Annotated in this window: 21 protein-coding genes and 1 pseudogene; 14 read left to right on the forward strand and 8 right to left on the reverse strand. The window is 59.9% G+C overall.

Going from position 1 to position 21,661, the window contains the following annotated elements; genetic code table 11:
* Position 1: 1 nt before the first annotated feature.
* From AC0L2A_RS17790 to AC0L2A_RS17800, 3 genes are all read right to left on the reverse strand, one after another.
* The gene (locus AC0L2A_RS17790) at positions 2 to 937 is read right to left on the reverse strand and encodes a carbohydrate ABC transporter permease (RefSeq protein ID WP_023797406.1); all 936 of its coding nucleotides are present in this window, start codon (positions 935 to 937) and stop codon (positions 2 to 4) included.
* Positions 930 to 1,823, reverse strand: a complete 894-nt coding sequence (locus AC0L2A_RS17795; protein WP_027153094.1) for a carbohydrate ABC transporter permease — start codon at positions 1,821 to 1,823, stop codon at positions 930 to 932. The genes AC0L2A_RS17790 and AC0L2A_RS17795 overlap by 8 nt, the downstream gene beginning before the upstream one ends.
* 120 nt (positions 1,824 to 1,943) lie before the next feature.
* The gene (locus AC0L2A_RS17800) at positions 1,944 to 3,182 is read right to left on the reverse strand and encodes an ABC transporter substrate-binding protein (RefSeq protein ID WP_287223206.1); all 1,239 of its coding nucleotides are present in this window, start codon (positions 3,180 to 3,182) and stop codon (positions 1,944 to 1,946) included.
* A 344-nt stretch (positions 3,183 to 3,526) separates the two neighbouring features.
* On the opposite strand from AC0L2A_RS17800, the gene AC0L2A_RS17805 reads away from it, so the two are divergent.
* Positions 3,527 to 4,576, forward strand: a complete 1,050-nt coding sequence (locus AC0L2A_RS17805; RefSeq protein ID WP_473609865.1) for a LacI family transcriptional regulator — start codon at positions 3,527 to 3,529, stop codon at positions 4,574 to 4,576.
* Positions 4,577 to 5,095: 519 nt separating this feature from the next.
* On the opposite strand, the gene AC0L2A_RS17810 is transcribed toward AC0L2A_RS17805, so the two are convergent.
* From AC0L2A_RS17810 to AC0L2A_RS17820, 3 genes are all read right to left on the reverse strand, one after another.
* The gene (locus tag AC0L2A_RS17810) at positions 5,096 to 5,746 is read right to left on the reverse strand and encodes an SDR family oxidoreductase (RefSeq protein WP_473609866.1); all 651 of its coding nucleotides are present in this window, start codon (positions 5,744 to 5,746) and stop codon (positions 5,096 to 5,098) included.
* Between the two features lie 102 nt (positions 5,747 to 5,848).
* Positions 5,849 to 6,229 carry a nuclear transport factor 2 family protein gene (locus AC0L2A_RS17815; protein WP_473609868.1) on the reverse strand — a complete coding sequence of 127 codons (381 nt, stop codon included), beginning with the start codon at positions 6,227 to 6,229 and terminating at the stop codon, positions 5,849 to 5,851.
* A 259-nt stretch (positions 6,230 to 6,488) separates the two neighbouring features.
* Positions 6,489 to 6,917, reverse strand: a complete 429-nt coding sequence (locus AC0L2A_RS17820; protein ID WP_473609870.1) for a VOC family protein — start codon at positions 6,915 to 6,917, stop codon at positions 6,489 to 6,491.
* Between AC0L2A_RS17820 and AC0L2A_RS17825 the strand changes: the two genes are divergently transcribed.
* A complete protein-coding gene (locus tag AC0L2A_RS17825) occupies positions 6,901 to 7,896 on the forward strand; it encodes a LysR substrate-binding domain-containing protein (protein ID WP_473609871.1) in 996 nt (331 codons plus the stop codon). The two genes, AC0L2A_RS17820 and AC0L2A_RS17825, sit on opposite strands and share 17 nt — an antisense overlap.
* 293 nt (positions 7,897 to 8,189) lie before the next feature.
* Here AC0L2A_RS17825 and AC0L2A_RS17830 read toward each other — a convergent pair whose 3' ends face one another.
* A complete protein-coding gene (locus AC0L2A_RS17830; RefSeq protein ID WP_473609872.1) occupies positions 8,190 to 8,660 on the reverse strand; it encodes a MarR family winged helix-turn-helix transcriptional regulator in 471 nt (156 codons plus the stop codon).
* A 102-nt stretch (positions 8,661 to 8,762) separates the two neighbouring features.
* Here AC0L2A_RS17830 and AC0L2A_RS17835 point away from each other — a divergent pair, with 102 nt between their 5' ends.
* The 12 genes and pseudogenes from AC0L2A_RS17835 (at position 8,763) to AC0L2A_RS17890 (ending at position 21,225) form a co-directional block, all read left to right on the forward strand.
* Entirely contained in the window at positions 8,763 to 9,131 is a 369-nt protein-coding gene (locus AC0L2A_RS17835) for an antibiotic biosynthesis monooxygenase family protein (RefSeq protein WP_473609874.1), read from the forward strand.
* Positions 9,132 to 9,189: 58 nt separating this feature from the next.
* Entirely contained in the window at positions 9,190 to 9,636 is a 447-nt protein-coding gene (locus tag AC0L2A_RS17840; protein ID WP_473609875.1) for an anthrone oxygenase family protein, read from the forward strand.
* Positions 9,637 to 9,761: 125 nt separating this feature from the next.
* Positions 9,762 to 10,664: pseudogene (locus AC0L2A_RS17845) on the forward strand (LacI family transcriptional regulator); the annotation flags it as partial.
* 167 nt (positions 10,665 to 10,831) lie between these two features.
* A complete protein-coding gene (locus tag AC0L2A_RS17850; protein ID WP_473609877.1) occupies positions 10,832 to 11,254 on the forward strand; it encodes a VOC family protein in 423 nt (140 codons plus the stop codon).
* Between the two features lie 325 nt (positions 11,255 to 11,579).
* Entirely contained in the window at positions 11,580 to 11,804 is a 225-nt protein-coding gene (locus AC0L2A_RS17855; protein ID WP_091595669.1) for a dodecin, read from the forward strand.
* 397 nt (positions 11,805 to 12,201) lie between these two features.
* The gene (locus AC0L2A_RS17860) at positions 12,202 to 13,932 is read left to right on the forward strand and encodes an adenylate/guanylate cyclase domain-containing protein (RefSeq protein ID WP_473609878.1); all 1,731 of its coding nucleotides are present in this window, start codon (positions 12,202 to 12,204) and stop codon (positions 13,930 to 13,932) included.
* A gap of 337 nt (positions 13,933 to 14,269) precedes the next feature.
* Complete coding sequence (locus tag AC0L2A_RS17865; RefSeq protein WP_473518660.1) at positions 14,270 to 15,196, forward strand: ArsR/SmtB family transcription factor; 927 nt, start codon at positions 14,270 to 14,272, stop codon at positions 15,194 to 15,196.
* Positions 15,197 to 15,378: 182 nt separating this feature from the next.
* Positions 15,379 to 16,890 (forward strand): arabinosylfuranosidase ArfA, encoded by a 1,512-nt coding sequence (gene arfA, locus AC0L2A_RS17870; RefSeq protein WP_473609879.1) that lies wholly within the window; start codon positions 15,379 to 15,381, stop codon positions 16,888 to 16,890.
* Positions 16,891 to 16,935: 45 nt separating this feature from the next.
* Positions 16,936 to 18,027, forward strand: coding sequence for an ABC transporter ATP-binding protein (locus tag AC0L2A_RS17875; protein ID WP_473609881.1), 1,092 nt, complete (start codon positions 16,936 to 16,938; stop codon positions 18,025 to 18,027).
* Between the two features lies 1 nt (position 18,028).
* On the forward strand, positions 18,029 to 18,964 hold the full coding sequence (locus tag AC0L2A_RS17880) for a carbohydrate ABC transporter permease (protein ID WP_473609882.1): 936 nt from the start codon (positions 18,029 to 18,031) through the stop codon (positions 18,962 to 18,964).
* Positions 18,961 to 19,809, forward strand: a complete 849-nt coding sequence (locus AC0L2A_RS17885) for a carbohydrate ABC transporter permease (RefSeq protein ID WP_473609883.1) — start codon at positions 18,961 to 18,963, stop codon at positions 19,807 to 19,809. The genes AC0L2A_RS17880 and AC0L2A_RS17885 overlap by 4 nt, the downstream gene beginning before the upstream one ends.
* Positions 19,810 to 19,905: 96 nt before the next feature.
* Positions 19,906 to 21,225, forward strand: a complete 1,320-nt coding sequence (locus tag AC0L2A_RS17890) for an ABC transporter substrate-binding protein (RefSeq protein WP_473609885.1) — start codon at positions 19,906 to 19,908, stop codon at positions 21,223 to 21,225.
* Between the two features lie 112 nt (positions 21,226 to 21,337).
* On the opposite strand, the gene AC0L2A_RS17895 is transcribed toward AC0L2A_RS17890, so the two are convergent.
* The coding region (locus AC0L2A_RS17895) for a transposase (RefSeq protein ID WP_473609886.1) at positions 21,338 to 21,661 on the reverse strand (324 nt) is incomplete at its 5' end.

Below are 21,661 nucleotides of genomic sequence, written 5' to 3' on the forward strand. Positions count from 1 at the left end.
ATCATCCTTTCACCGCGCCGGCGGCGATGCCACGCACGAAAAGCTTGCCGGAAACGAAGTAGACGACGAGCGGTACCAGGCCGGTCAGGATGGTGGCGGCCATGTTGACGTTGTATTCCTTCACGCCTTGCACCGAGTTGACGATGTTGTTGAGCTGCACCGTCATCGGATAGGTGTCGGGGCGGGTGTAGACGACGCCGAACAGGAAGTCGTTCCAGATGCCGGTCACCTGCAGGATGATGGCGACGACGAAGATCGGCAGCGACATCGGCAGCATGATGCGGAAATAGATGCCCCAGAAGCCGGCGCCGTCGACGCGCGCCGCCCGGAACAGTTCCTCCGGCATCGAAGTGAAATAGTTGCGGAACAACAGCGTCAGGATCGGCATGCCGAAGATGGAATGGACGATCACCAGGCCGCTCAGGCTGCCATAGAGGCCGATCTCGCGCAGGATGATGACGATCGGATAGATCATCACCTGATAGGGGATGAAGGCGCCGACGATCAGGATCACGAAGAAAGTATCGGCGCCCTTGAAGCGCCAGTTGGCAAGCGCGTAGCCATTCACTGAAGCGATGGCGATCGACAGGATGACCGACGGGACGGTGATGCGCACCGAATTCCAGAAGCCGCGCGAGAGCCCGTCGCAGTTGAGACCGGTGCAGGCGCTGGACCAAGCCTTCACCCAAGGCTCGAAGGTGATCTCGAGCGGCGGCGAGAAGATGTTGCCGAGGCGTATCTCCGGCATGCCCTTGAGCGACGTCACCACCATCACATAGAGCGGCAGCAGATAATACAGCGCCACCACGATCAGCGTGCCATAGAGGAAGATGTTGCGGCGCGAGAACACATGCCGCGGCTTGGGCCCTCGCGGCCCGGATGCCTCAAGCCCGATAGAGCCCGTACCGGCAGGCAGGGGAACGGCAAGGTCAGCCACGCTTCTTGCCTCCGAATTCGAGATAGGCCCAGGGAACGATGACGACCACCACCGACAGCAGCATCATGGTCGAGGCAGCAAAACCCTGGCCGAGGTTCTGGGCGAAGAACATGTAGTCATAGACATATTTGGCCGGCACTTCGGAGGCGATGCCGGGACCGCCGCTGGTCTGGGCGACAACCAGGTCATAGACCTTGACGATGCCGGCGGCGATGATGACGAGCGCGGTGATGAAGACCGGTCGCATCATCGGGATGATGATGAACAGATAGGTTTTTAGGGTGGGTATCCCATCCACCCTCGCGGCCTTCCAGATATCCTCGTCGATGCCGCGCAGGCCCGCCAGCATCAGGCACATGATCAGCCCGGTGCCTTGCCAGAGCGCGGCGATCAGGATGCCGTAGATGACGATGTCGGAATTGTAGAGCGGATCGAAGCTGAAGCTTTCCCAGCCGAGGCCGCGCACCACCCCCTGGATTCCGAACTCCGGGTTGAGCAGCCACTGCCAGACCAGGCCGGTGACGATGAACGAGAGCGCGAACGGGTAGAGGAAGATGGTGCGGAACGTGTCCTCGAAGCGGATCTTCTGGTCGAGCAGCGCCGCCAGCATGAAGCCGATGACCAGAGAGAACACCAGCGACAGCACGCCGTAGACCAAGAGGTTCTCGATCGAGACCAGCCAGCGCGGCGTCGACCACAGCCGATAATACTGGTCGAGCCCGACGAAGTTCAGCCGCGGCAGCAGTTTTGAATTGGTGAAGGAATAGAGCACCGTCCACGCGCTGCCGCCAACGAAGATCACCAGTGCGGTGAGGACCATCGGAATAGAGGCGACCTTGGCATTAAGGTTGCGGAACAGTTGGTTGGGGCGTTCGCTCTTGCTCATCTGCACAGCCGGGCTGGATCGGGTAAGGCCAAAGGGTTAGGGCCAAGGGTCAAGGCCGAAGAGTCAGGGCCCTGAGCTCCCGGCCCCGCGGCGGGCCGGGAGCGAGCGGTTCGTCGGTCGTCAGTCCGCTGAGGCGACGATGTCGGCGAAGCGCTTTTGCGCCTCTTCCACGGTCATGTCCGGCTTGGCGAAGAACTCGGAGAAAAGGTCCTCTTTCTGCTTTTGGGTGTCTTGCGACAGCAGCTGGTCCGTCCACGGCATGACGCTGCCCTTGGCCAGGATGTCGAGTCCTTTCTTCATGCAGTCGTTCGCCGCCTTGAGGTCGATATCGCCGCGCACCGGCAGCGAGCCCTTCTTGAGGTTGAAGGCAACCTGTGTCTTGGGATCGAGCAGTGTTTCGGCCAGCGCTTCCTGCGCCTTGGACTTTTCCGCGTCCTGCAGCAGCGGGAAGTAGAAGGCATCGCCGCCGGTGGCGATGACCTCGTTCAGGCCAAGGCCGGGAAGACACGTATAGTCCTTGCCGGCGGTCTGCCCGGCAACCTGGAACTCGCCCTGCGCCCAGTCGCCCATGATCTGGCCGCCGGCCTTGCCGGAGATGACGAGATTGGTGGCCTGGTTCCAGTCCTGCACATTGGTGTTCTTCGCCATCTTGCGGGCATCGTCCGCGGCCTTGAACACCTTGGCGACTTCTGGCCCTGCGGCGAATTCGGCATCCTTGTCGCGATAGACCTTCAAGAAAGCGTCCGTGCCGCCGACCGCCGTAAGCAGCACGTCGAAGGTGCCCGAGGATTGCCAGGGCTGCCCGCCGAGCGCCATCGGTAAGATGCCTGCCTTCTCCAGCGCCGGAGCGGCCGCGACATATTCATTCCAATTCTTCGGCACCGGCACACCGGCCTTTTCGAAGGCCGCGTTCGACAGCCACAGCCACTGCCAGGAGTGGATGTTGACCGGCACGCAATAGATCTTGCCGTCGAGGGTGCAGCCGTCGAGCAGGCTCTTCGGCTGCACGATTTCCGTCCACTTGTCCCTGGTGGCGAGCTCGGTCAAATCGCGCATCAGACCGGCCTGCACCAATTCTTCCGCTTGCCTTCCGTGGTTGAACTGGGTGGCGCCCATAGGGTCGCCGCCAGTGATGCGGCTGATCATGATCGGCCGCGCCGTGCCGCCGGAGCCGGCGATGGCGCCGTCGACCCAATGATTGCCTGTCGCGTCGAACGCCTTGGCGAATTCGGCGACCGCCGCCGCCTCGCCGCCTGAAGTCCACCAATGGGTGACTTCCAGATCGGTCGCTGCCGCCGGGCCGGCGAATGGCAGCGCGGTTGTCACCGCCAACGCAGCGGTCATAATTTGGTATCGCATTTCGGCTCCTCCCAGAATCTGAAACGTTACAGATTTTCGATACGGCAATTGTTGGAAGCGCGCAACCCCCGAACAGGAGCAGCTCGGCATTTTTTCGAGCCGCGAACAAACCCGCCGCACAATGTCCGCCTACTGCACCGCAGCAAGGCAGGCTGCATTGCAAAATGGCAAGCCTTGCCGACGCACACCGACTTTGCGTCGAACGAAGCGCCGCTCATCCAGGCTAGCTTTTACTGGCCGCTGCGCGATGGCAAGTGACAATCTGTAACGTTTCAGTATATAGGGTGTTCATCGCCGATTGCCGACCTGCACGGCAACTGCTATGCGCCTGACGGGCGGGATGAATGGACAGAGATCAGACGGAAAAGGACGACGAGGCCTCGGCACTGGGCAGGCCGACATTGAAGACGCTTGCCTTCATGACCGGGCTGGGCGTCACCACCGTGTCGCGGGCGTTGAAGGACGCGCCCGAGATCGGCGCCGAGACCAGGCGACGCGTCCAGCTCGTCGCCAAGCAGATCGGCTACCGGCCGAACCGCGCCGGTGTGCGCCTGCGGACCGGCAAGACCAATGTCATCAGCCTCGTGCTCAACACCGAGCGCGAGATCATGAGCTTTGTCTCGGACATCATCTACGGCGTCTCGGAAGTCATCGCCGACACACCCTATCACCTGATCGTCACGCCCTATTCACGCTCTCAGGATCCTCTGGACCCGATACGTTATCTCGTGGAAACCGGTTCCGCCGACGGCGTCATCATTTCGCGCACCCAGCCGAACGACCCCAGGGCCCGTTACATGCTCGAGCGTGGCATTCCCTTTGCCACGCATGGCCGCACCGATATGGGGCTGATCCACCCCTATCATGATTTCGACAATTACGCGTTCGCGACCGAGGCTGTGCGCCACCTGGCCGGCATCGGCCGCCGCAGGCTGGCTCTGCTGGCGCCTCCAGTCGAGCTGACCTACCACAGTCATACGCTGAACGGCTTCACCGATGCGCTGAGCGAGGTCGGCGCCAGCGAGATCCCGTTCAACACCGTTTCGGTCGACCATTCGATCGATCAGATCAGGATGAGGACCGCGCAGCTGATGCGCCGCGACGTCAGGCCGGACGGTTTCGTCAGCAGCGCCGCTGCCGCGACGCTCGCCATCGTCGCCGGCATCGAGGACGCCGGCCTCAAGCTCGGCCGGGACGTCGACGTGGTATCCAAGCAGTCGTCCGACCTGCTGCACCTGTTCCGCAGGGAATTGCTGGTGGTCAACGAGAACTTCCGGCTGGCCGGCGCCGAGCTCGCCCGCTCGGTGTTGGGCTGGATCGGCGGCGCGGCACCTGGCTCACTGCAGAGCCTGAGCATGCCTGGCGAGGTTGTGGCCTATCGCCGTCCCGACTAGAGCGGGATACGTTCAAATAGAACTGGGCATCCCGCTCCATCTATTTGTCTTAGCCGCATTTCTGCGACGCCAAGTGGTTCCACCTGGCTGCAAAATGTGCGCTGCTGACTGGCAGCCTTTTCACGTTTGCTGACGGACAGGTTTGCGCTCGAACGGCCGGGAAGCAGCCCTTCAGACGCCGACCCATAGCTGCCGTCCCATGGTCACGGACGGCTTCCGGGAAGCCGTCGTTCCTGGCGTGCCCAATCGTCGGCGTAGTCGGGCCGACAGCGGGCTGACGGCTTTCGGCCGTCGAAGTGCGGAAACGGGCGTACGCTGCGCTCTAGGGGTGGTCTGGATGTGGCCCCTTGACGGCCTTCGATCGGGGCAATGCAAGTGGCAGCTTCGCGGACAAACCCGTCGTCGCCTATGAGCGCCGACCACCCTTACTTGCTCGACGTCCGCCTTGAGCCTTTCTTCGCCTTGCAGTCAACTCGCTGGCGAGCACCGGCCGAACCCCAAGCATCATGATCGCGCTCTTTATGCGAGACGAGCGATGGCTTCGGAGACCGGCGTCTCTCCTTCGGTTAGCTCGATGATCGCTCTGGCAATGTCCGGCCGGTCTACGATCTCGGCCAGAACGGCGGCAACATCGTCCCGCGGCACCTTGCCGTAGGGAACAGCGAGGTCGGCGCGCACGCATCCGCGGCCTGTCTCTTCGGTCAGTGTGCCAAGCCGCACTATGACGTAATCGAGGCCGCTGGCGACAAGATAGGCGTCCGCCAACTTCTTTACCCTGATATAGTTCTCGAAGCCCTCTTTGCGCTCTTGGTCGCGCAGCGCGTCGGGAAAAACTGAGACCAGCAGGAATCGCTGGACTCCTGCGACCTTCGCGGCTTCGACCGCCTTTTCGAGCCCGGCCCCGTCGATGGCGTTGGTGACTGCCATCCCCGCGCCGCCGGCTCCCGCGCTGAAGACCACAGTGCCACAGCCCTTCATCATGTCCGCCAAATCCTCGATTGACAGACCGATGAGATCGCCTCCAATCGGCGTGGCTCCGAGTGCCGTCAGTTCGTCACGCTGTTCAGGTTTGCGGTAAAGGGAGAACGGCCGGTGACCACGCTCGGAAAGTTGCTGAGCAAGCCGACGGCCCACTTTTCCGGCACCGCCGACGATGAAGATTTTGGACATCGTCGTGTTCCTTCTGTAACTACGCGGGAGTTTCGATGATCAAAACAGCGACGGCCGGGGCTGATGAGAACCGAAGCCCTCATCAAATGCGCCGGCGTCCGATCAGTTGCTATGGTGCGTGTGGTAGACCTTGTTAACGACCGTCCACTGACCGTCGACCTTTACCAGATTGAAAAAATCCGTGAAGCGAAACCCCGAGATATTGTCCGTATCAACGCGGGCGTTCGCCACGGTACCAACGATATCGATGCGCACGATAGCGGCCTTCGCCTCCGGCGATTGCCGGAACGCCGTATCGATCGTTTTGAAAAGCCCTTCGATCGGCCCCCCTTCAAGTTTGCTGTTCTCGATGCCGAAAATAGTTGCACGTTCGCTGAAGGCCGAGCGCATGATCGAGCTGTCCGCTTTTGCTCCACCTTCGTTGTACTTGTTCAGCACTTTGACGATTGCTTCGTATTCCTGAATGTATGTCGGATCGGTCATTCTATTTTTGCTTTCAGTTGATTGAATGTGACGTTGGCAGGCTCGCGACGGAGCCAGCATGATGAACTGGAATGCGTCAGCGCAACCGCCATGCGGCTGTTTACAGCGGTGCCATGGGTCGCCCGCGCCACATCGATCCCAGGAACTTGTGGCTCCACGAGGTTTCAGGACAGACGAGCGCAGCCTCTACCCAGGTCTGGCAGGCTGCCTGGAACGGCGACCGAGTGACGGCGTACACTTCCTTCTTCTTCCCGGTGCCTCACTTCGCGAACAGCTGGCCGATATCCTTGAAAGCCTTCATCTCGATGGCGTTACCCGCCGGATCGTTAAAGAACATCGTTGCCTGCTCGCCGGGCTTGCCTTTGAAGCGGATGTAGGGAGCGATCACGAAGTTCATTCCAGCTTCCATCAGGCGATCAGCGGTCTTCTGCCATTCCTCCATCGAGAGAACGATTCCAAAATGACGGACAGGCACGCCGTGGCCATCGACGGCGTTCGTCCGGGCTTTGCCGGTTTCCTCGGGCGCCAAGTGCGCGACGATCTGATGGCCGTGAAAGTCGAAATCGACCCAGTCGGGCGAGCTGCGGCCTTCCCCGCAGCGGAGAAGATCTTTGTAGAAGCCGCGCGCTGCTTCGAGGTCGTCGACAGGAAAAGCGAGATGGAAGGGGCGGATGGTCTGGTCGGTCATCGTTAAACTCCATTCTGACGATGACCGGCAGATAGAGGATTCCGAGCAAAACAAAAAACTATATGTAATTGCGGTCAGCCCAATTAAAAGTTATCAATGCTGCATGATCGCTGAACTGAGAACGCTGTTGGCGGTCGCCCGATATGGTACTTTCGCGGCTGCTGGCACTCGGATTGGTCTGACGCAGGCCGCCGTTAGCGGGCAGATGATGCGTCTCGAAGACAAGCTCGGGGTGCGGCTCTTCGATCGGACCGGCCGCTCGGCCACCCTGAACCAGACTGGACGCACAGTGTTGGCGCGAGCGCAGGAGGTTCTTGCAGGTGTTGAAACACTGACCAAGCCGTTGGATTGGTCAGCCCGACCCGGGCGCCTCCGGATTGGTGCAATCTCGTCCGTGCAGCCGACGATCCTTCGGCGCGCTTTGAAGGCTTTCCATCCCGCGTTCCCCGGTTTTTACATCGAGATCGTGCCGGGAACTTCACTAGAGCTGCTGGATCGCCTGGACGCAGGCGGATTGGACGTGGCCGTCATTATCCGGCCAAGCTTCGGATTGCCGTCGACCGTTCGGTGGGAGTCGTTGGTGCAGGAGCGTTTCGTCTTGGTGGCGCCGCCAGGAACTGACGACATGAATTGGAAAGCCGCGATGAGCGGACACGCCTTCCTGAGGTACAACCGTCATTCGTTCGGCGGGCGGCTGGTAGAGCGTTTGATCGAACAACAAGGCGTTGTGGTCAACGAATGGGTCGAGATAGACGACATTCCTGCCCTGTTGAGCATGGTTGCCGACGGCATGGGCGTCGCAATCGTGCCGAGAGCGGAAGCCTACGCGGATCATTTCCGGGGCGTGCGCGTCATAGAGCTAGGCGAGGCGGAAAGCTTCAGGGAGATCGGTATTTTGACGCCGCCAACGTGTGATGAGCCAGCCGCTCGGTTCATCTCTGAGTGCAGGCAGGCGATGTCTGCGGATAAGCACGAGTAGGTGACGCTCGAGCCTTTGGATTTCGGCAGTGTTGAATCGAAAAAAATCAGCAAAGGACTCGATCGAGGCCTCCATCTTGCCGGGCACAATGACCGCAAATGGCGCGACTTGTCGGTTCGACAACCGGAAGATTTGACCCAAATCAGCCTTTGCCACGCCGATTTGGCAGCTTGCAAGCGGACCTTCGCGGGAACCGACATCTCTGACCCAAGGGACGTCGAGCTGTCATCAGACGCTAGGGTCAACAGCCACCACAAACGAGGTAGCGGATACTGCCATTCGCGGTGCGAAGCCTACTCTTGAGCATTTTCATCCCCCTCAAGTTTCTGCCGCAGCATCGTCATCACGCTGCGGGCTGCTTCGATGTCCTTTACGGCAAGCCCTTCCGCGAGCGCCTCGACCCGCGGCGCGTACAGGCGGATGGCAGCGTCGAAGATCTGCCGTCCCTTGTCCGTCAGCGCCACGAGTTGTGCACGGCGATGATGCGGGTTTGGCGCGAATGACACCAACCCTTCCTTGGCCAGATCGTTGACGATGCGCTGAACGTTCTGGCGATTGGCGCCGAGATCGCGCGCAAGCCAGGCAACCGGCTGCGCCCGTTCTGCCGCCACGATAGCCCCTAGAATCTGCCAACGGGCGCTGGTCAGCCCGAGAGGAGCGACGAGCCGGTCGCCCCAGGTAAGGGTGAGGTTGTTCACCCGGAACATCGTCAGAATGAGATCGGTCAAGGCATCTCCGGCTGAGGCCCGCTGTGGTTTGTTCATTTGTCACCATATGATTTTGTTGACACGATGATGTCAATTGATTATGTGGTGATAGTACCAACTCGACATTATAGTGTCAAATGCAACCTCAGGAGACCTTTCATGCCCACCATGCGCCCTCTCGATCCCGCCTTTCCCATCGACCGTCAGATTGGAATCGATGCCGATGCCGTTGTTTTGATCAATCTGTTCACGCTCGATCCCGCCGACGAGGCAGTGTTTCTTCAGGTCTGGGAGGACGATGCGTCTTTCATGAAGACCCAGCCTGGCCTGATTTCCATCCAGCTCCACCGCGCCATCGGCGAAAGCCCGACCTACCTGAACTACGCAGTCTGGGAATCGACGGCCGCTTTCCGGGCCGCATTCATGCATCCCGAATTCAGAGCGAAACTGGGGGCCTATCCGTCCTCGGCGGTCGCCTCACCGCACCTGTTCCAGAAGGTCGCGGTATCTGGCATTTGCCTCGCATAGAGCCTGCGGGCAGCTCGAAGTCACCCCAATCGAAAGCAATCCAAGAGGAGAGAGTCCAATGCGGCTCCTGTTCAACATACTTGCCGTCACGGGTTCGGCCATGTTCGCCGGTGTCATGCTGACTATCGGCTTGACGCTCGGCGGTTACTGGAAGAGCCTTCCCGCAGCCGAGTTCCTTGACTGGTTCAGCCAGAATAACGGGTTCATTTCCGGGGTGATTCCTCTTGTCGTCGTTCCGACCCTCGTCGGTCTGATCGGCTCCCTCTGGCTTGGCTGGGGGGCAGCGGACGCGCGGATACTCTGGATCGGATCGGCTGCATGCATCGTGGGCGTCCTGGCGCTCACTATGGTCTGGTTCGTTCCGGCCAACGCGCAGTTCGCGGCTAAATCCCTTCCCCTCGACCAGGTTCCCGACCGGCTCAACACCTGGATCATGATCCACTATGTCCGCATCGGGCTCGCCGCCGCCGCCTCGGTGCTGGGCGTGCTCGCCATCAGCCGGTGAAAGACACAGAAACCAATGACCAAGCTCATTCATCCCGTCGCCGGCACGATCGCACTCCTAACGATCCTTACCTTCTTGTTCTCGACCGTGCTCGCTGAACTATTCGCCTCCAAGGCGGTCATCATCGACGCGTCCAACTCGTCGCCAAGCAGATCGGTTACCGGCCGAACCGCGCCGGTGTGCGGCTGCGGACCGGCAAGACCAACGTCATCAGCCTCGTGCTCAACACCGAGCGCGAGATCATGAGCTTTGTCTCGGACATCATCTACGGCGTCTCGGAAGTCATCGCCGCCACACCCTACCACCTGATCGTCACGCCCTATTCACGCTCGCAGGATCCCCTGGACCCGATACGCTATCTCTTGGAGACCGGCTCCGCCGACGGCGTCATCATTTCGCGCACCCAGCCGAATGACCCCAGGGCCCGTTACATGCTCGAGCGTGGCATCCCCTTCGCCACGCATGGCCGCACCGATATGGGGCTGATCCATCCCTATCATGACTTCGACAATTACGCGTTCGCGACCGAGGCTGTGCGCCACCTGGCCGGCATCGGCCGCCGCAGGCTGGCTCTGCTGGCGCCTCCAGTCGAGCTGACCTACCACAGTCATACGCTGAACGGCTTCACCGATGCGCTGAGCGAGGTCGGCGCCAGCGAGATCCCGTTCAACACCGTTTCGGTCGACCATTCGATCGATCAGATCAGGATGAGGACCGCGCAGCTGATGCGCCGCGACGTCAGGCCGGACGGTTTCGTCAGCAGCGCCGCTGCCGCGACGCTCGCCATCGTCGCCGGCATCGAGGACGCCGGCCTCAAGCTCGGCCGGGACGTCGACGTGGTATCCAAGCAGTCGTCCGACCTGCTGCACCTGTTCCGCAGGGAATTGCTGGTGGTCAACGAGAACTTCCGGCTGGCCGGCGCCGAGCTCGCCCGCTCGGTGCTGGGCTGGATCGGCGGCGCGGCACCTGGCTCACTGCAGAGCCTGAGCATGCCTGGCGAGGTTGTGGCCTGTCGCCGTCCCGACTAGAGCGGGATACGTTCAAATAGAATTGGGCATCCCGCTCCATCTATTTGTCTTAGCCTGTTGCAAGCTGGACATCAGTTGAGCCGACGCTGAGCCGTTGCGGAACGCGTACGGAAGCATAATCTTGGGTAGTGTGTGATGTGAGCCGCGATGCTGCGCGAGGTTCCCCAATGGCTTACGAGGCCGCCAAAAAGCCGTTGTTCCGAAAACTCGACAACTATCTATTGCATGTAAGCGATCTTGACGAAGCCATATCCTTTTATCGGGATCGGCTCGGCCATGCCCTCATCTGGCGGGACGCGGAAGCCGCCGGATTCGCGTTGCCTGAAACAGATGCAGAACTGGTAGTTCATCTTCGTATTGGTCCAGAGACCGATATTCTGGTTGATGACGTGGACGCGGCATTTCGAGACTTTTTGGCATCGGGCGGAAAGGCAGTGGAACCGCCCTTCGACATCGCGATCGGGCGATGCGCTCGGGTTTGTGACCCTTTCGGCAACGTGCTTGTAATATTGGATCAATCGAAGGGAACGCTCACCACGGACGCGGAGCAGAATGTTATCGGCATAGAGCCCGCGCGTTATCCAACCTGACCGTCGACATTCCACCTAAGCTCAGCCATCAGGGGGAGGAGCGGATTGCGCTGGAAGCGGCCATACAGCGCTGCCAAATGGCCGCTCGCCAATCCAGACCGCTATCGTGCCGGAATGCTATCGTGGTCGTGTGCAGGAACACCATCGGCCGCGAGAGCCATTGCGGCGCTGCCGCGCTGCATGACCACTCGGCGCGCCGTGCCGGCTACTGAAGCACGTCTACCTCGCCTGCGAAGGCGAGGCCGCAAAGAGTGATCGCTCGCCTGCCCACTTTCCGCTTCCGGATTGCGCCACAAATATGGTGCAAACGGGAAAGGAGCGTTCCATGGATGAGAGGCATATCTACAAGGTGGTTGAGCTCGTAGGCTCATCAGGTGAGAGCATCGACGATGCTATTCGCGTGGCGATCGCCCGCGCCGGAAAGACGCTCAGGAACTTGCGTTGGTTCGAGGTAACGCAGACGCGCGGCCATGTTGAGAATGGTGAGGTTCGTCACTTCCAGGTGACTTTGAAGGCCGGTTTCACGCTCGACGACGGTGAAGGCGACTAGGGTGTCAGCCGGCGCAGTCCGGCGAAGCGAATGAGGGGCGCAGTTGCCACGCACCACGCTCCCCGTCGATCCATTCGCGCATGCGAACAGGAAAGTTGCGCCATAAGGCCGCCGTTCCCGACAGTTCTCCGGACCGGACGTTCACGCTCCGGCAGGTGTCTACCCTGAGCGGCCTCTACCGAACGGCGACCAAGGAGTCAGCAGGAACCCTGAACGGACCTTCCTGTACTCTTTTGCTGCCGACAGCGGACATTCGCTGAGACCAGCACTGATGCCCCCCATCGCAGACCTATGTCGGCCCCTGAGCAATGTTCGGAATGGGGCCTATAGCAGCAATGGACATCGTGGCATGGCACAAATACCATCGGCGGAAACTGGGCCCTAAGGCATCATCTAAATGGCCGATGAACGCGCCAAACGCCGCCTTGCCGCCATCGCCGTCGCCGACGTCGTGGGGTACTCGCGCCTCATGGAGGCCGACGAGGTGGGAACGCTGGCGGCGCTGAGGGAACAGCGGAAGAGCGTCTTGGAGCCGATAGTGCGCGACCATGAGGGCCGCATCGTCAAGATCATGGGCGATGGCGTGCTGATGGAATTCGCCAGCGCGGTGAACGCGGTCGAGGCGGCGCTGGACCTGCAGGAGAAGATGGCCGAGGTCAACACGCTTTTGGGCGAGGATAGACGCATCCTTCTGCGCATCGGCATCAATCTTGGCGATATCATTGGCGAGGGATCCGATGTCTACGGCGACGGCGTCAACGTAGCCGCGCGGCTGGAGGCGTTGGCGGAGCCGGGCGGGATCTGCGTTTCGGCAAAGGTGCGCGATGAACTGCGTGGCAAGGGCGCTCATGTCTTCGACGAGATGGGAGAGGTCGAACTCAAGAACATTGCCAATCCGGTGCGCGTGTTCAGAATCGTGAACGGTGTGGCGCCGGCACCCGCCGGGCCTGCGTTGTCGCTTCCCGACAAGCCGTCGATCGCGGTCCTGCCTTTCACCAACATGAGCGGCGATCCTGAACAGCAATATTTCTCCGACGGCATCACTGAGGATATCATCACCGAACTATCACGCTCGCGTGCGCTGTTCGTCATTGCCCGGAACTCGTCGTTTCAGTATCGCGACAAAGCCGTGGACGTGCGCCGGGTCGCGCGCGACCTCGGCGTGCGCTACGTCATCGAGGGCAGCGTTCGCAAAATGGGCGGCCGGATTCGCATCACGGCGCAGCTGATCGACGCCGTTCCAGGCAATCATCTGTGGAGCGAGCGTTTCGACCGCAGGATCGAGGACCTATTCGACGTTCAGGACGAGTTGACACACACCGTCGTCGCAACCGTGGTGGGCCGGCTGGAGGACGCCGAAATCAGGATGGCGTCAAGCAGGCGGACCGACAGCCTACCGGCATATGACTGTCTGCTCCGCGGTATTCAGCAATTGCGTGGGTTCGGCATGGAAAACAACCGTCGTGCTCGCGAGTTGTTCGAGCAGGCCGTTTCTCTCGATCCGCAATACGCTATGGCCCACGCCTATCTGGCCCTGTCACTTCTGGTCGAGAATAACTACGGTGCCGCGTCGGATGCCATCAAACAACGGGCATTGGAGGTGGCCATGACTGCGGTCCGGCTGGACCCGCGCGAAAGCCGATGTCACACGTTCCTCGGGCAGATCCACCGATTCCGCGATGAGTACGATCTAGCGATAACGCACCTCGAAAATGGTGTGGCGCTCAACCCCAACGACGTGGTCGGCATAGTGCACTTGAGCGCGGCGTTTGGCGTGTCCGGTCGCGCCGAAGAGGGCATCGAGCTGGCTCGCCGGGCCATCAGACTTGATCCTTATGTTAAGTTCGCCTGGGGTGCCCTTGCCTTCTGTCTATACGCCGTGAGGCGCTATGAAGAAGCCTTGGCGGCAAACCGGAAGCTCGGGCACGAGCTGTCGCCGTGGATGATGGCGCGCGAGTCAGCCTGCCTGGCGCAGCTTGGGCGTCTCGACGAAGCTCGCTCTAAAGCCGCAGAGGTGCTCCGCCGCAAGCCCGGTTTCAGCGTGCGGGCGGAGATGCCGCACTACCGATATCCTGCCGATGCCGAGCATCTGCGCGAAGGCTTGCTGAAGGCAGGTCTTCCCGAATGAAGTGAACGTCCGTCTTGCATCGACTCCAGCCGAAACGCGAAGATCCGCTTTGGAGAAGCGCCAGGAACGGCCGGAAAATGGCGCATCTTTCCAATTGGCTGAGGGAATGGGAGCGTCTGCTCACCACCTAACCGCGACGTAAAACGCTCCGCGGCTGTACGGCAGAACCGAATCCTTCGGCCGGCTGCAAGCAAGCCTAAAACCGCAGCGAGCCTTGGCGGCCGTTGGTTGCTCCAGAACATAATAGGACATGAATTCGGCCAACGCATTGATTAAATCAGATATCCCGATATACATGACAATTTCGGGTACAAATTTCGCATAGACTGGCAAATCCATGAGTCGCAATTTTCTGGTGATCGAACCTGAGGAAGGCATTGCCGTCCTCAAGGGGCTTGCCTCTTTGGCACGTATCTCCATGCTGAAACTGCTGCATGAAAAGGGGCCGATGAATGTCAACGACATCGCCGCCGTGCTGTCGCTGCCGCAATCGACTGTCTCAACCAATATCCAGGTGCTTGAGGATGCCGGCCTGATCCGCACCGAGAACCAGAAGGCGAAAAAAGGCAGCCAGAAGATCTGCTATCCGACCGCCGAGGAAGTGCTCGTGGTGTTCAAAAGCGAGTATCGCGCGGTCAAGAACAATGCCATCGAAGTGTCGATGCCGATCGGGCTCTACACCGGTTTCGAGGTGACGGCACCCTGCGGCCTGTGCTCTCCCGATGGCATCATCGGTCTGCTCGATGTGCCGAACACTTTCCTCGATCCGGACCGCATGAAAGCTGGGTTGTTATGGTTCACCCGCGGCTTTGTCGAATACCAGTTCCCCAATAATGCCAAGCTCGCCAATGCCGAGATCACCGAGCTTGAAGTGGTGGTGGAACTGTCCTCGGAAGTGCCGGGCACCAGCGCCGACTGGCCCTCCGACATCACGCTTGCGATCAATGGCATCGATGTCGGCACCTGGACGTCACCCGGCGATTTCGGCGACAAGCGCGGCGTCTTCACGCCCTCCTGGTGGAAGCTGAAAGGCTCGCAATATGGCAAGCTGAAGAACTGGCGAATTTCCACGGACGGCACCTATGTCGACGGCGTCAGGATTTCCGAAACCAGCCTCGCTGTCCTCGATCTCAAGGGCCATCATTCAATCCGCATCCGTATCGGCGTCAAGGACGACGCCAAGTGCCCCGGCGGGATCAATATTTTCGGCAAGGGATTCGGGAATTACGATCAGGACATCGTGCTCAGGATCAAAACCGGCTGATATCACCAAATCGGGTTTCGAAAATAATATAGCAATTTCAGTTAATTGCCTCTATAGATGGACGATGCCGTCGTCAAATTGTCAGACATTTGGTCGTTTTGACTTGACGAATGCCTATTGCTTCCTTTTGATATCGAACAAGGTGATTTAAATCACTATTTGTGATATTGTGGGAGGAATGCATGAAGGCAGCCGTCACGGCGCATCCGCACTATGTTGTCTCGAAAATTGATCCGAGGCTCTATGGATCTTTTATCGAGCATCTCGGGCGTGCGGTTTACAGCGGCATCTATGAGCCGGGCCACCCGACGGCAGATGCCAATGGCATGCGTCAGGACGTCATCGATCTGGTCAGGGAACTCAATGTTCCGATCGTTCGCTATCCCGGCGGCAATTTCGTCTCCGCCTACAATTGGGAAGATGGCATCGGCCCCAAGGAAGAACGCCCGGTGCGCCTCGACCTCGCCTGGCACACATCGGAAAGCAACGAAGTCGGCCTGCATGAATTTGCGGACTGGTGCGCCTCCGCCAACACCGAGATGATGCTAGCCGTCAATCTCGGCTCGCGTGGCCTCGATGAAACCCGCAACTTTCTGGAATACACCAATCATCCCGGCGGCAGTAAGTGGAGCGACAAGCGTATCGCGAACGGCCGCAAGGAACCTTTCGACGTCAAGCTCTGGTGCCTCGGCAATGAAATGGACGGTCCTTGGCAGATCGGCCACAAGACTGCGGACGAGTATGGTCGCCTGGCGCATGAGACGGCCAAGGCCATGCGCGCCTTCTCCAAGTCGCTCGAGCTGGTGGTCTGTGGCTCTTCGAATGCCAAGATGCCGACCTACCCTGAATGGGAAGCGACGGTTCTCGACCATACCTACAACGAGGTCGACTACATCTCGCTGCACATGTATTTCGACAACGAAGCCAACGACGCTCCGAACTATCTCGCCATGAGCGAGAAACTCGACGACTACATCGTCTCTGTCGCCGGCGTCATCGAGTACATCAAGGCGAAGAAGCGCTCCAGCAAGCAGGTCTACATCTCGTTCGACGAATGGAACGTCTGGTACCATTCCAAGGAGCAGGACAAGAAGATCCTCGGCGGCAATGACGGCTGGCCCTTTGCCCCGCCACTGCTCGAAGACATCTACAATTTCGAGGACGTGCTGCAGGTCGGCCTGATCCTCAACACCTTCATCCGTCGATCCGACGTGGTCAAGATCGCGTGCATGGCGCAACTGGTCAACGTCATCGCGCCGATCATGACCGTTCCCAATGGCCCGGCATGGCGCCAGACGATCTACTATCCCTATCTCTATGCCTCGATCTACGGACGCGGCAATGCGCTGAATCTCAGGGTGGAATGCCCGACCTACAAGTCCACTGTCGCGGGCGACGTTTCCTATGTCGACGTCACCGGCGTGCATGACACGCAAAACGGGCATGTCACATTCTTCGCCATCAACCGCCATTCGAGCGAAGCAATCGAAACCGTGATCGACATCACCGGCTTCGGCGCGGCCGACATCGTCGATCACCAGGTGATGACGCACGCGGATCTGAAAGCCGTCAACTCGGCCGCGAACCCCGGCAATGTCGGCCCCAGGAAAGGGGCCGGCGCCTCGGTGGCTGGCGGCAAGCTGAGCCTGTCGCTGCCGGCCTATTCCTACCAGATGATCCGCCTGAAGCTCTGACTGGCGGATCATCGAAAAGTGCATGCGCCGAGGAGGAGCGTCGACGTGACAGCCGATATCGAGATCAGGAATGTGAACAAGCACTTCGGTGCCATGGCGGTGCTGGAGGATCTGTCCCTATCCATCAAGGCACGCGAATTCATTGTGTTTCTTGGACCGTCCGGCTGCGGGAAATCGACGCTTCTGCGCATGATCGCTGGCCTCGAAACCGTCGACAGCGGCGAGATCGCCATCAATAACGAACGCATCGATCATCTGCCGCCGGGCAAGCGCGGCATTGCCATGGTGTTCCAGTCCTATGCGCTCTATCCGCATATGACCGTGCGCGACAACCTGGCCTTCGGGCTTGAGAATATCGGCATGTCGCGCGAGGTCATCGATGCCCGGATCAACGAAGCCGCTCGCATCCTCGAAATGCCCCACTTGCTCGAGCGCAAGCCTGGCCAGCTCTCGGGCGGCCAGCGCCAGCGTGTTGCCATCGGCCGTGCGATCGTCAAGGAACCGAAGGCCTTCCTATTCGACGAGCCGCTCTCCAATCTCGACGCGGCTCTGCGCACCCGTACCCGTCTCGAACTTGCCCAGCTTCACCAGCGCCTGCAATCGACGATGATCTTCGTCACCCACGATCAGGTCGAGGCCATGACGCTCGCCGACCGCATCGTCGTCATGAACAATCGCAGGATCGAGCAGATCGGCTCTCCGATGGAGATCTACGAACGCCCCGCGACCAAATTTGTCGCCGGCTTCGTCGGCGCACCGGCGATGAATTTTGTCGAAGCGACACTCGACAGGTCGGCTGAGAATGCCGCGGCCAGGTTTGCGGATGGCGTATCGGTCCAGACCGAGATTGTCTCCAACCAGTTGAGCGATGGCAAGCACACTTTCGGCATCCGTTCGGAAGATGTTCGCATCGTTGCCGCCGGACAGGGAAATGCCGACGGCGTGGTCGAGGTGCTCGAGCGGCTCGGCGAACGCACGTTGGTCTACGCCCGGCTGGGCGATGGTCAGCAAATCGTCGGCTCCGACGCCGGCAACAGCCGCATCGCGGTTGGCCACAAGGTCGGGCTCGCCTTCGACGGCCAGAAATCGCATCTGTTCGACGAAACCGGCCGCGCCTGGCACGCGAGGGAGGCCTGATATGGCCGATCGGCTGACAATGCCGCAGACCGCGATGCCGGCAGCAGGCGTCAGGACTCCGAGCGCTGATATCTACGCGCCGCAATGGCGAAACTTCATGTTCGTCGCGCCGTTCCTGTTCTTCTTCACGACGCTGCTTGTCTTCCCACTCCTCTGGGGAATGTGGCTGAGCTTCCACAAGGCCGATACGTTCTCGTCCGGCAATTTTATCGGGCTAGGCAACTATGTCAGGCTGTTCCACGACAAGGTGTTCCTGCAATCGGTCTGGAACACCTTTTACTTCGTGCTTCTGACTGTTCCGACACTGGCGCTCCTCGGCCTTTTTCTCGCGCTTTGCCTCAACCGCCGCACCCGCACTGCCGCGGTGCTGCGGACCCTGTTCTTTTCCTCCTCGGTGCTGTCGGTCACCATCGTCACACTGATCTGGCGCATCGTGTTCATTCCGAATGTCGGTCTGCTGTCGACGATCTACGGATGGTTCGGCGCGACTGCTCCGGCTTTCCTTTCCGATCCCAGCCTTGCGATGCTCGGCATCGCGATTGCCACCATCTGGTGGTGCATCGGCCTGCCGATGATGCTCTTCCTCTCAGCCATGCAGCAGATCCCGCAGGATATCTACGAAGCGGCAGCACTGGACAATGCCAATCGCTGGCAGACGCTGCGCTCGATCACGCTGCCGTCCATCAAGCGCACCTTCATTCTGGTGGTCATCATCCAGATCGTGCTGCAATTCCAGCTGTTCGGCCAGGCCTGGCTGATGACGCGCGGCGGCCCCAACAACCTGACCAAGCCGATCGTGCTCTACATCTACGACACCGCGTTCCGTCGCTGGGATCTGGGCCTGGGCGCCGCGGCATCGGAAATCCTGTTCATCCTCATCCTGATCGCGGCGATGGCCCAGTACCTGGTGACGCGCAGCAGAGGAGACCAGACATGAGCGCTCCAGCCGTTTCGATCAAGGGACGGGCATTCGGCGACCATGTGTTGCTGGCCCTTGTCATCCTACTGTCAATCGTCATGATCGCACCGGTTCTGTGGGTCATCGGCCTGTCGCTCAAGGACAATGCCGAACTGATGGCCGATCCGAATTCGGTGTTTCACGCGCCCTATACGCTAAAAAACTACATCAACACCGTCGGCACGTCGTCGGTGTTCATCTGGGTGCGCAACAGCATCATCGTCTCCGGTGGATTGACGCTCGGCACCTTGATCCTGTCGTCGCTTGCCGGCTACGGCTTTGCACGACTGAATTTTCCCGGCCGGGACGTGCTGTTCGTCATTGTGCTGTTCGGCCTGGCCGTTCCGGAACAGGCAGTGCTTGTCGCCCGCCACCAGATCTTCAGCGTGCTGAAATTCCACAACACCTATCAAGGGCTCATTCTTCCCGGCCTGTCGGCTCCGTTTGGCGTCTTCCTGATGACACAATATTTCAAGGCCATTCCGAAGGAACTGGACGAAGCCGCCATGCTGGACAATGCCGGCCGCTTCAGGATTTTCTGGAAGGTGCTTCTGCCGCTCACGCTGCCTGCACAGGCAACGCTCGGTATCTTCACGTTTCTCGGCGCGTGGAACGATTACTTCTGGCCGCTGATTTCGGCAACAAAGAAGGACATGTTCACGCTGACGGTCGGCATGGCCTCGACGCAGACCAATTTCGCGCAGTCCGAAGGCATCGGCTTCCTGATGGCGCAGGCGGTGTTCGCCGGTGCGCCGATCCTGATCGTCTACCTGTTTTTCCAGAAATACATCGTCACGGCGGTCTCCGGCGCCGCGGTGAAATAACGAAAATGCCTGATGGCCGGGGGAATGCGCAGCGATTGAAGCACGAAGGCCAATCCAGGGTGGAGCGGCGGAAACTCAGTAGTAGGAGGAACTGATATGAAACTGAAGAAAATACTGTTTGCCGCCGTTTCTGCGGGCGCGATGGCGCTCGCAAGCCCAAGTTTTGCCGCGACCGAACTGAACGTGCAGCGCTTTTTCGGCGCCTGCGATGCCGATTTCGGCACCAACACCGATCCCACCAAGGCGGTTGGCGAATGTGGCATCATCACGTCGCTGATCAACAAGTTCAACGCCGACAATCCCGATGTGCACGTCAACGTCACCACCGTGGAGTGGCCTGGCTATGATCAGCTGACCGCGCAGTTTGCTTCAGGCGACGCTCCGGACATCGTCACGATCCACGAGTCCGTGCTTTCGGACTACCAGTCGAAGGGCCTGTTGATGCCGCTGGACGATCTCTTGAAGTCGGTCGGTGTGACACCCGACGCCTTCACCGATGCGGCGAGCAATGGCGCGACCAAAGACGGCAAGATCTACGGCCTGCCGATCGACAGCTGGACCATGCTCTATCACATCAACATGGATCTTTTCAAACAAGTCGGGCTCGTCAACGCCGACGGCACGCCGATCCTGCCGAAGTCGCCCGAGGAACTGCTTGCCCAGGCCGAACAGTTCAAACAGAAGACGGGCAAGCCCTATTTCGTCCAGAACCTGGCCAATGAGACGGCACTCTACACGCGCAACCTCTACACCTATCTTTTCCAACAGGACTCCGACTTCTTTGCCGATCCGAAGCATGTGAAGTTGAATACGCCGGAGACCAAGAAGGTCATCGAGATGTACAAGGCGATCTTCGACAAGGACTACACCACCAAGGACCTCGACTATGGCGGCTCAATCAACGCCTTCCTTGCTGGCGAGGGTGGCGTCCACCTTAACGGCACCTGGGTCGTCGGCGACTACAACGCCCAGTCAGAAACCAAGGGTACGGCGCTCAACAAGGGCGGCTATGCGGTTTATCCGTATCCACAGCTGTTTGGCGGCGCTCACGCGCAATATGCCGACGGCCATACCTGGGCAGTCTCGCAGAAGGACCGCACGCCTGAACAGACGGCAGCAATCGGCAAATTCCTGAAGTTCTTCGCGGACAACGATTTTGAATGGTCACGCACCGGTCATTTGCCGGCATACAAGGCCGTCATCGCCTCTGACGCCTTCAAGGCCCTGCCGCATCGCAACGCGATCGCCGCGGTCGCCGATCTCGGCAAGCCGCTGCCCTCCGCCGTACAGCGCCAATTTGCGATCCAGGACATTATCGGCGAAGAGATGAGCGCTGCAATCAGTGGCCAGAAGGACGTCGATGCCGCACTGGCCGACATGGAAAGCCGCATCAACGAATTGCTCGCCAACATTTGACCGCGGGGCGAACACTTCGCTCCACCCCACGGCTGGAAACAGTCGTGGGGAATGGTGGTGCAGAATGATGGCGTCACTCCAATCAGCTTTCCAATGCTAGAGCGCGTCCTGTTTAATCTGGGTCGTATCCAGCTGCCTTGAAGTAGTTGGCGCATTCGGCTGGGGTGAAGCGTTCGAGGATCGCGCCGACTGCGTCCCACAGTGCGCTGATTGTCCGCTCGGCCTTTGCCCGCATCAGCGCCTTGAGCTTGGCGAAGGCGTTTTCGATGGGATTGAAGTCTGGGCTATAGGGCGGGAGATAGAGCAGGCTCGCCCCCGCCGTCTCGATCGCGTCGCGGACGCCGGCGGCCTTGTGGGCAGGCAGGTTGTCCATCACGACGACGTCGCCGGGTTCGAGTGTGGGAACCAGCACCTGGTCGACATACGCCAGGAACAC

The sequence above is a fragment of the Mesorhizobium sp. WSM4844 genome, from assembly GCF_055811775.1.

Coding starts and splice junctions, on each gene's coding strand:
- arfA (WP_473609879.1), top strand. CDS start 15,379: ATGAAGGCAGCCGTCACGGCGCATCCGCACTATGTTGTCTCGAAAATT.
- AC0L2A_RS17840 (WP_473609875.1), top strand. CDS start 9,190: ATGCGGCTCCTGTTCAACATACTTGCCGTCACGGGTTCGGCCATGTTC.
- AC0L2A_RS17855 (WP_091595669.1), top strand. CDS start 11,580: ATGGATGAGAGGCATATCTACAAGGTGGTTGAGCTCGTAGGCTCATCA.
- AC0L2A_RS17865 (WP_473518660.1), top strand. CDS start 14,270: ATGAGTCGCAATTTTCTGGTGATCGAACCTGAGGAAGGCATTGCCGTC.
- AC0L2A_RS17885 (WP_473609883.1), top strand. CDS start 18,961: ATGAGCGCTCCAGCCGTTTCGATCAAGGGACGGGCATTCGGCGACCAT.
- AC0L2A_RS17810 (WP_473609866.1), bottom strand. CDS start 5,746: ATGTCCAAAATCTTCATCGTCGGCGGTGCCGGAAAAGTGGGCCGTCGG.
- AC0L2A_RS17800 (WP_287223206.1), bottom strand. CDS start 3,182: ATGCGATACCAAATTATGACCGCTGCGTTGGCGGTGACAACCGCGCTG.
- AC0L2A_RS17880 (WP_473609882.1), top strand. CDS start 18,029: ATGGCCGATCGGCTGACAATGCCGCAGACCGCGATGCCGGCAGCAGGC.
- AC0L2A_RS17820 (WP_473609870.1), bottom strand. CDS start 6,917: ATGACCGACCAGACCATCCGCCCCTTCCATCTCGCTTTTCCTGTCGAC.
- AC0L2A_RS17815 (WP_473609868.1), bottom strand. CDS start 6,229: ATGACCGATCCGACATACATTCAGGAATACGAAGCAATCGTCAAAGTG.
- AC0L2A_RS17890 (WP_473609885.1), top strand. CDS start 19,906: ATGAAACTGAAGAAAATACTGTTTGCCGCCGTTTCTGCGGGCGCGATG.
- AC0L2A_RS17850 (WP_473609877.1), top strand. CDS start 10,832: ATGGCTTACGAGGCCGCCAAAAAGCCGTTGTTCCGAAAACTCGACAAC.
- AC0L2A_RS17860 (WP_473609878.1), top strand. CDS start 12,202: ATGGCCGATGAACGCGCCAAACGCCGCCTTGCCGCCATCGCCGTCGCC.
- AC0L2A_RS17835 (WP_473609874.1), top strand. CDS start 8,763: ATGCCCACCATGCGCCCTCTCGATCCCGCCTTTCCCATCGACCGTCAG.
- AC0L2A_RS17805 (WP_473609865.1), top strand. CDS start 3,527: ATGGACAGAGATCAGACGGAAAAGGACGACGAGGCCTCGGCACTGGGC.
- AC0L2A_RS17825 (WP_473609871.1), top strand. CDS start 6,901: ATGGTCTGGTCGGTCATCGTTAAACTCCATTCTGACGATGACCGGCAG.
- AC0L2A_RS17795 (WP_027153094.1), bottom strand. CDS start 1,823: ATGAGCAAGAGCGAACGCCCCAACCAACTGTTCCGCAACCTTAATGCC.
- AC0L2A_RS17830 (WP_473609872.1), bottom strand. CDS start 8,660: ATGAACAAACCACAGCGGGCCTCAGCCGGAGATGCCTTGACCGATCTC.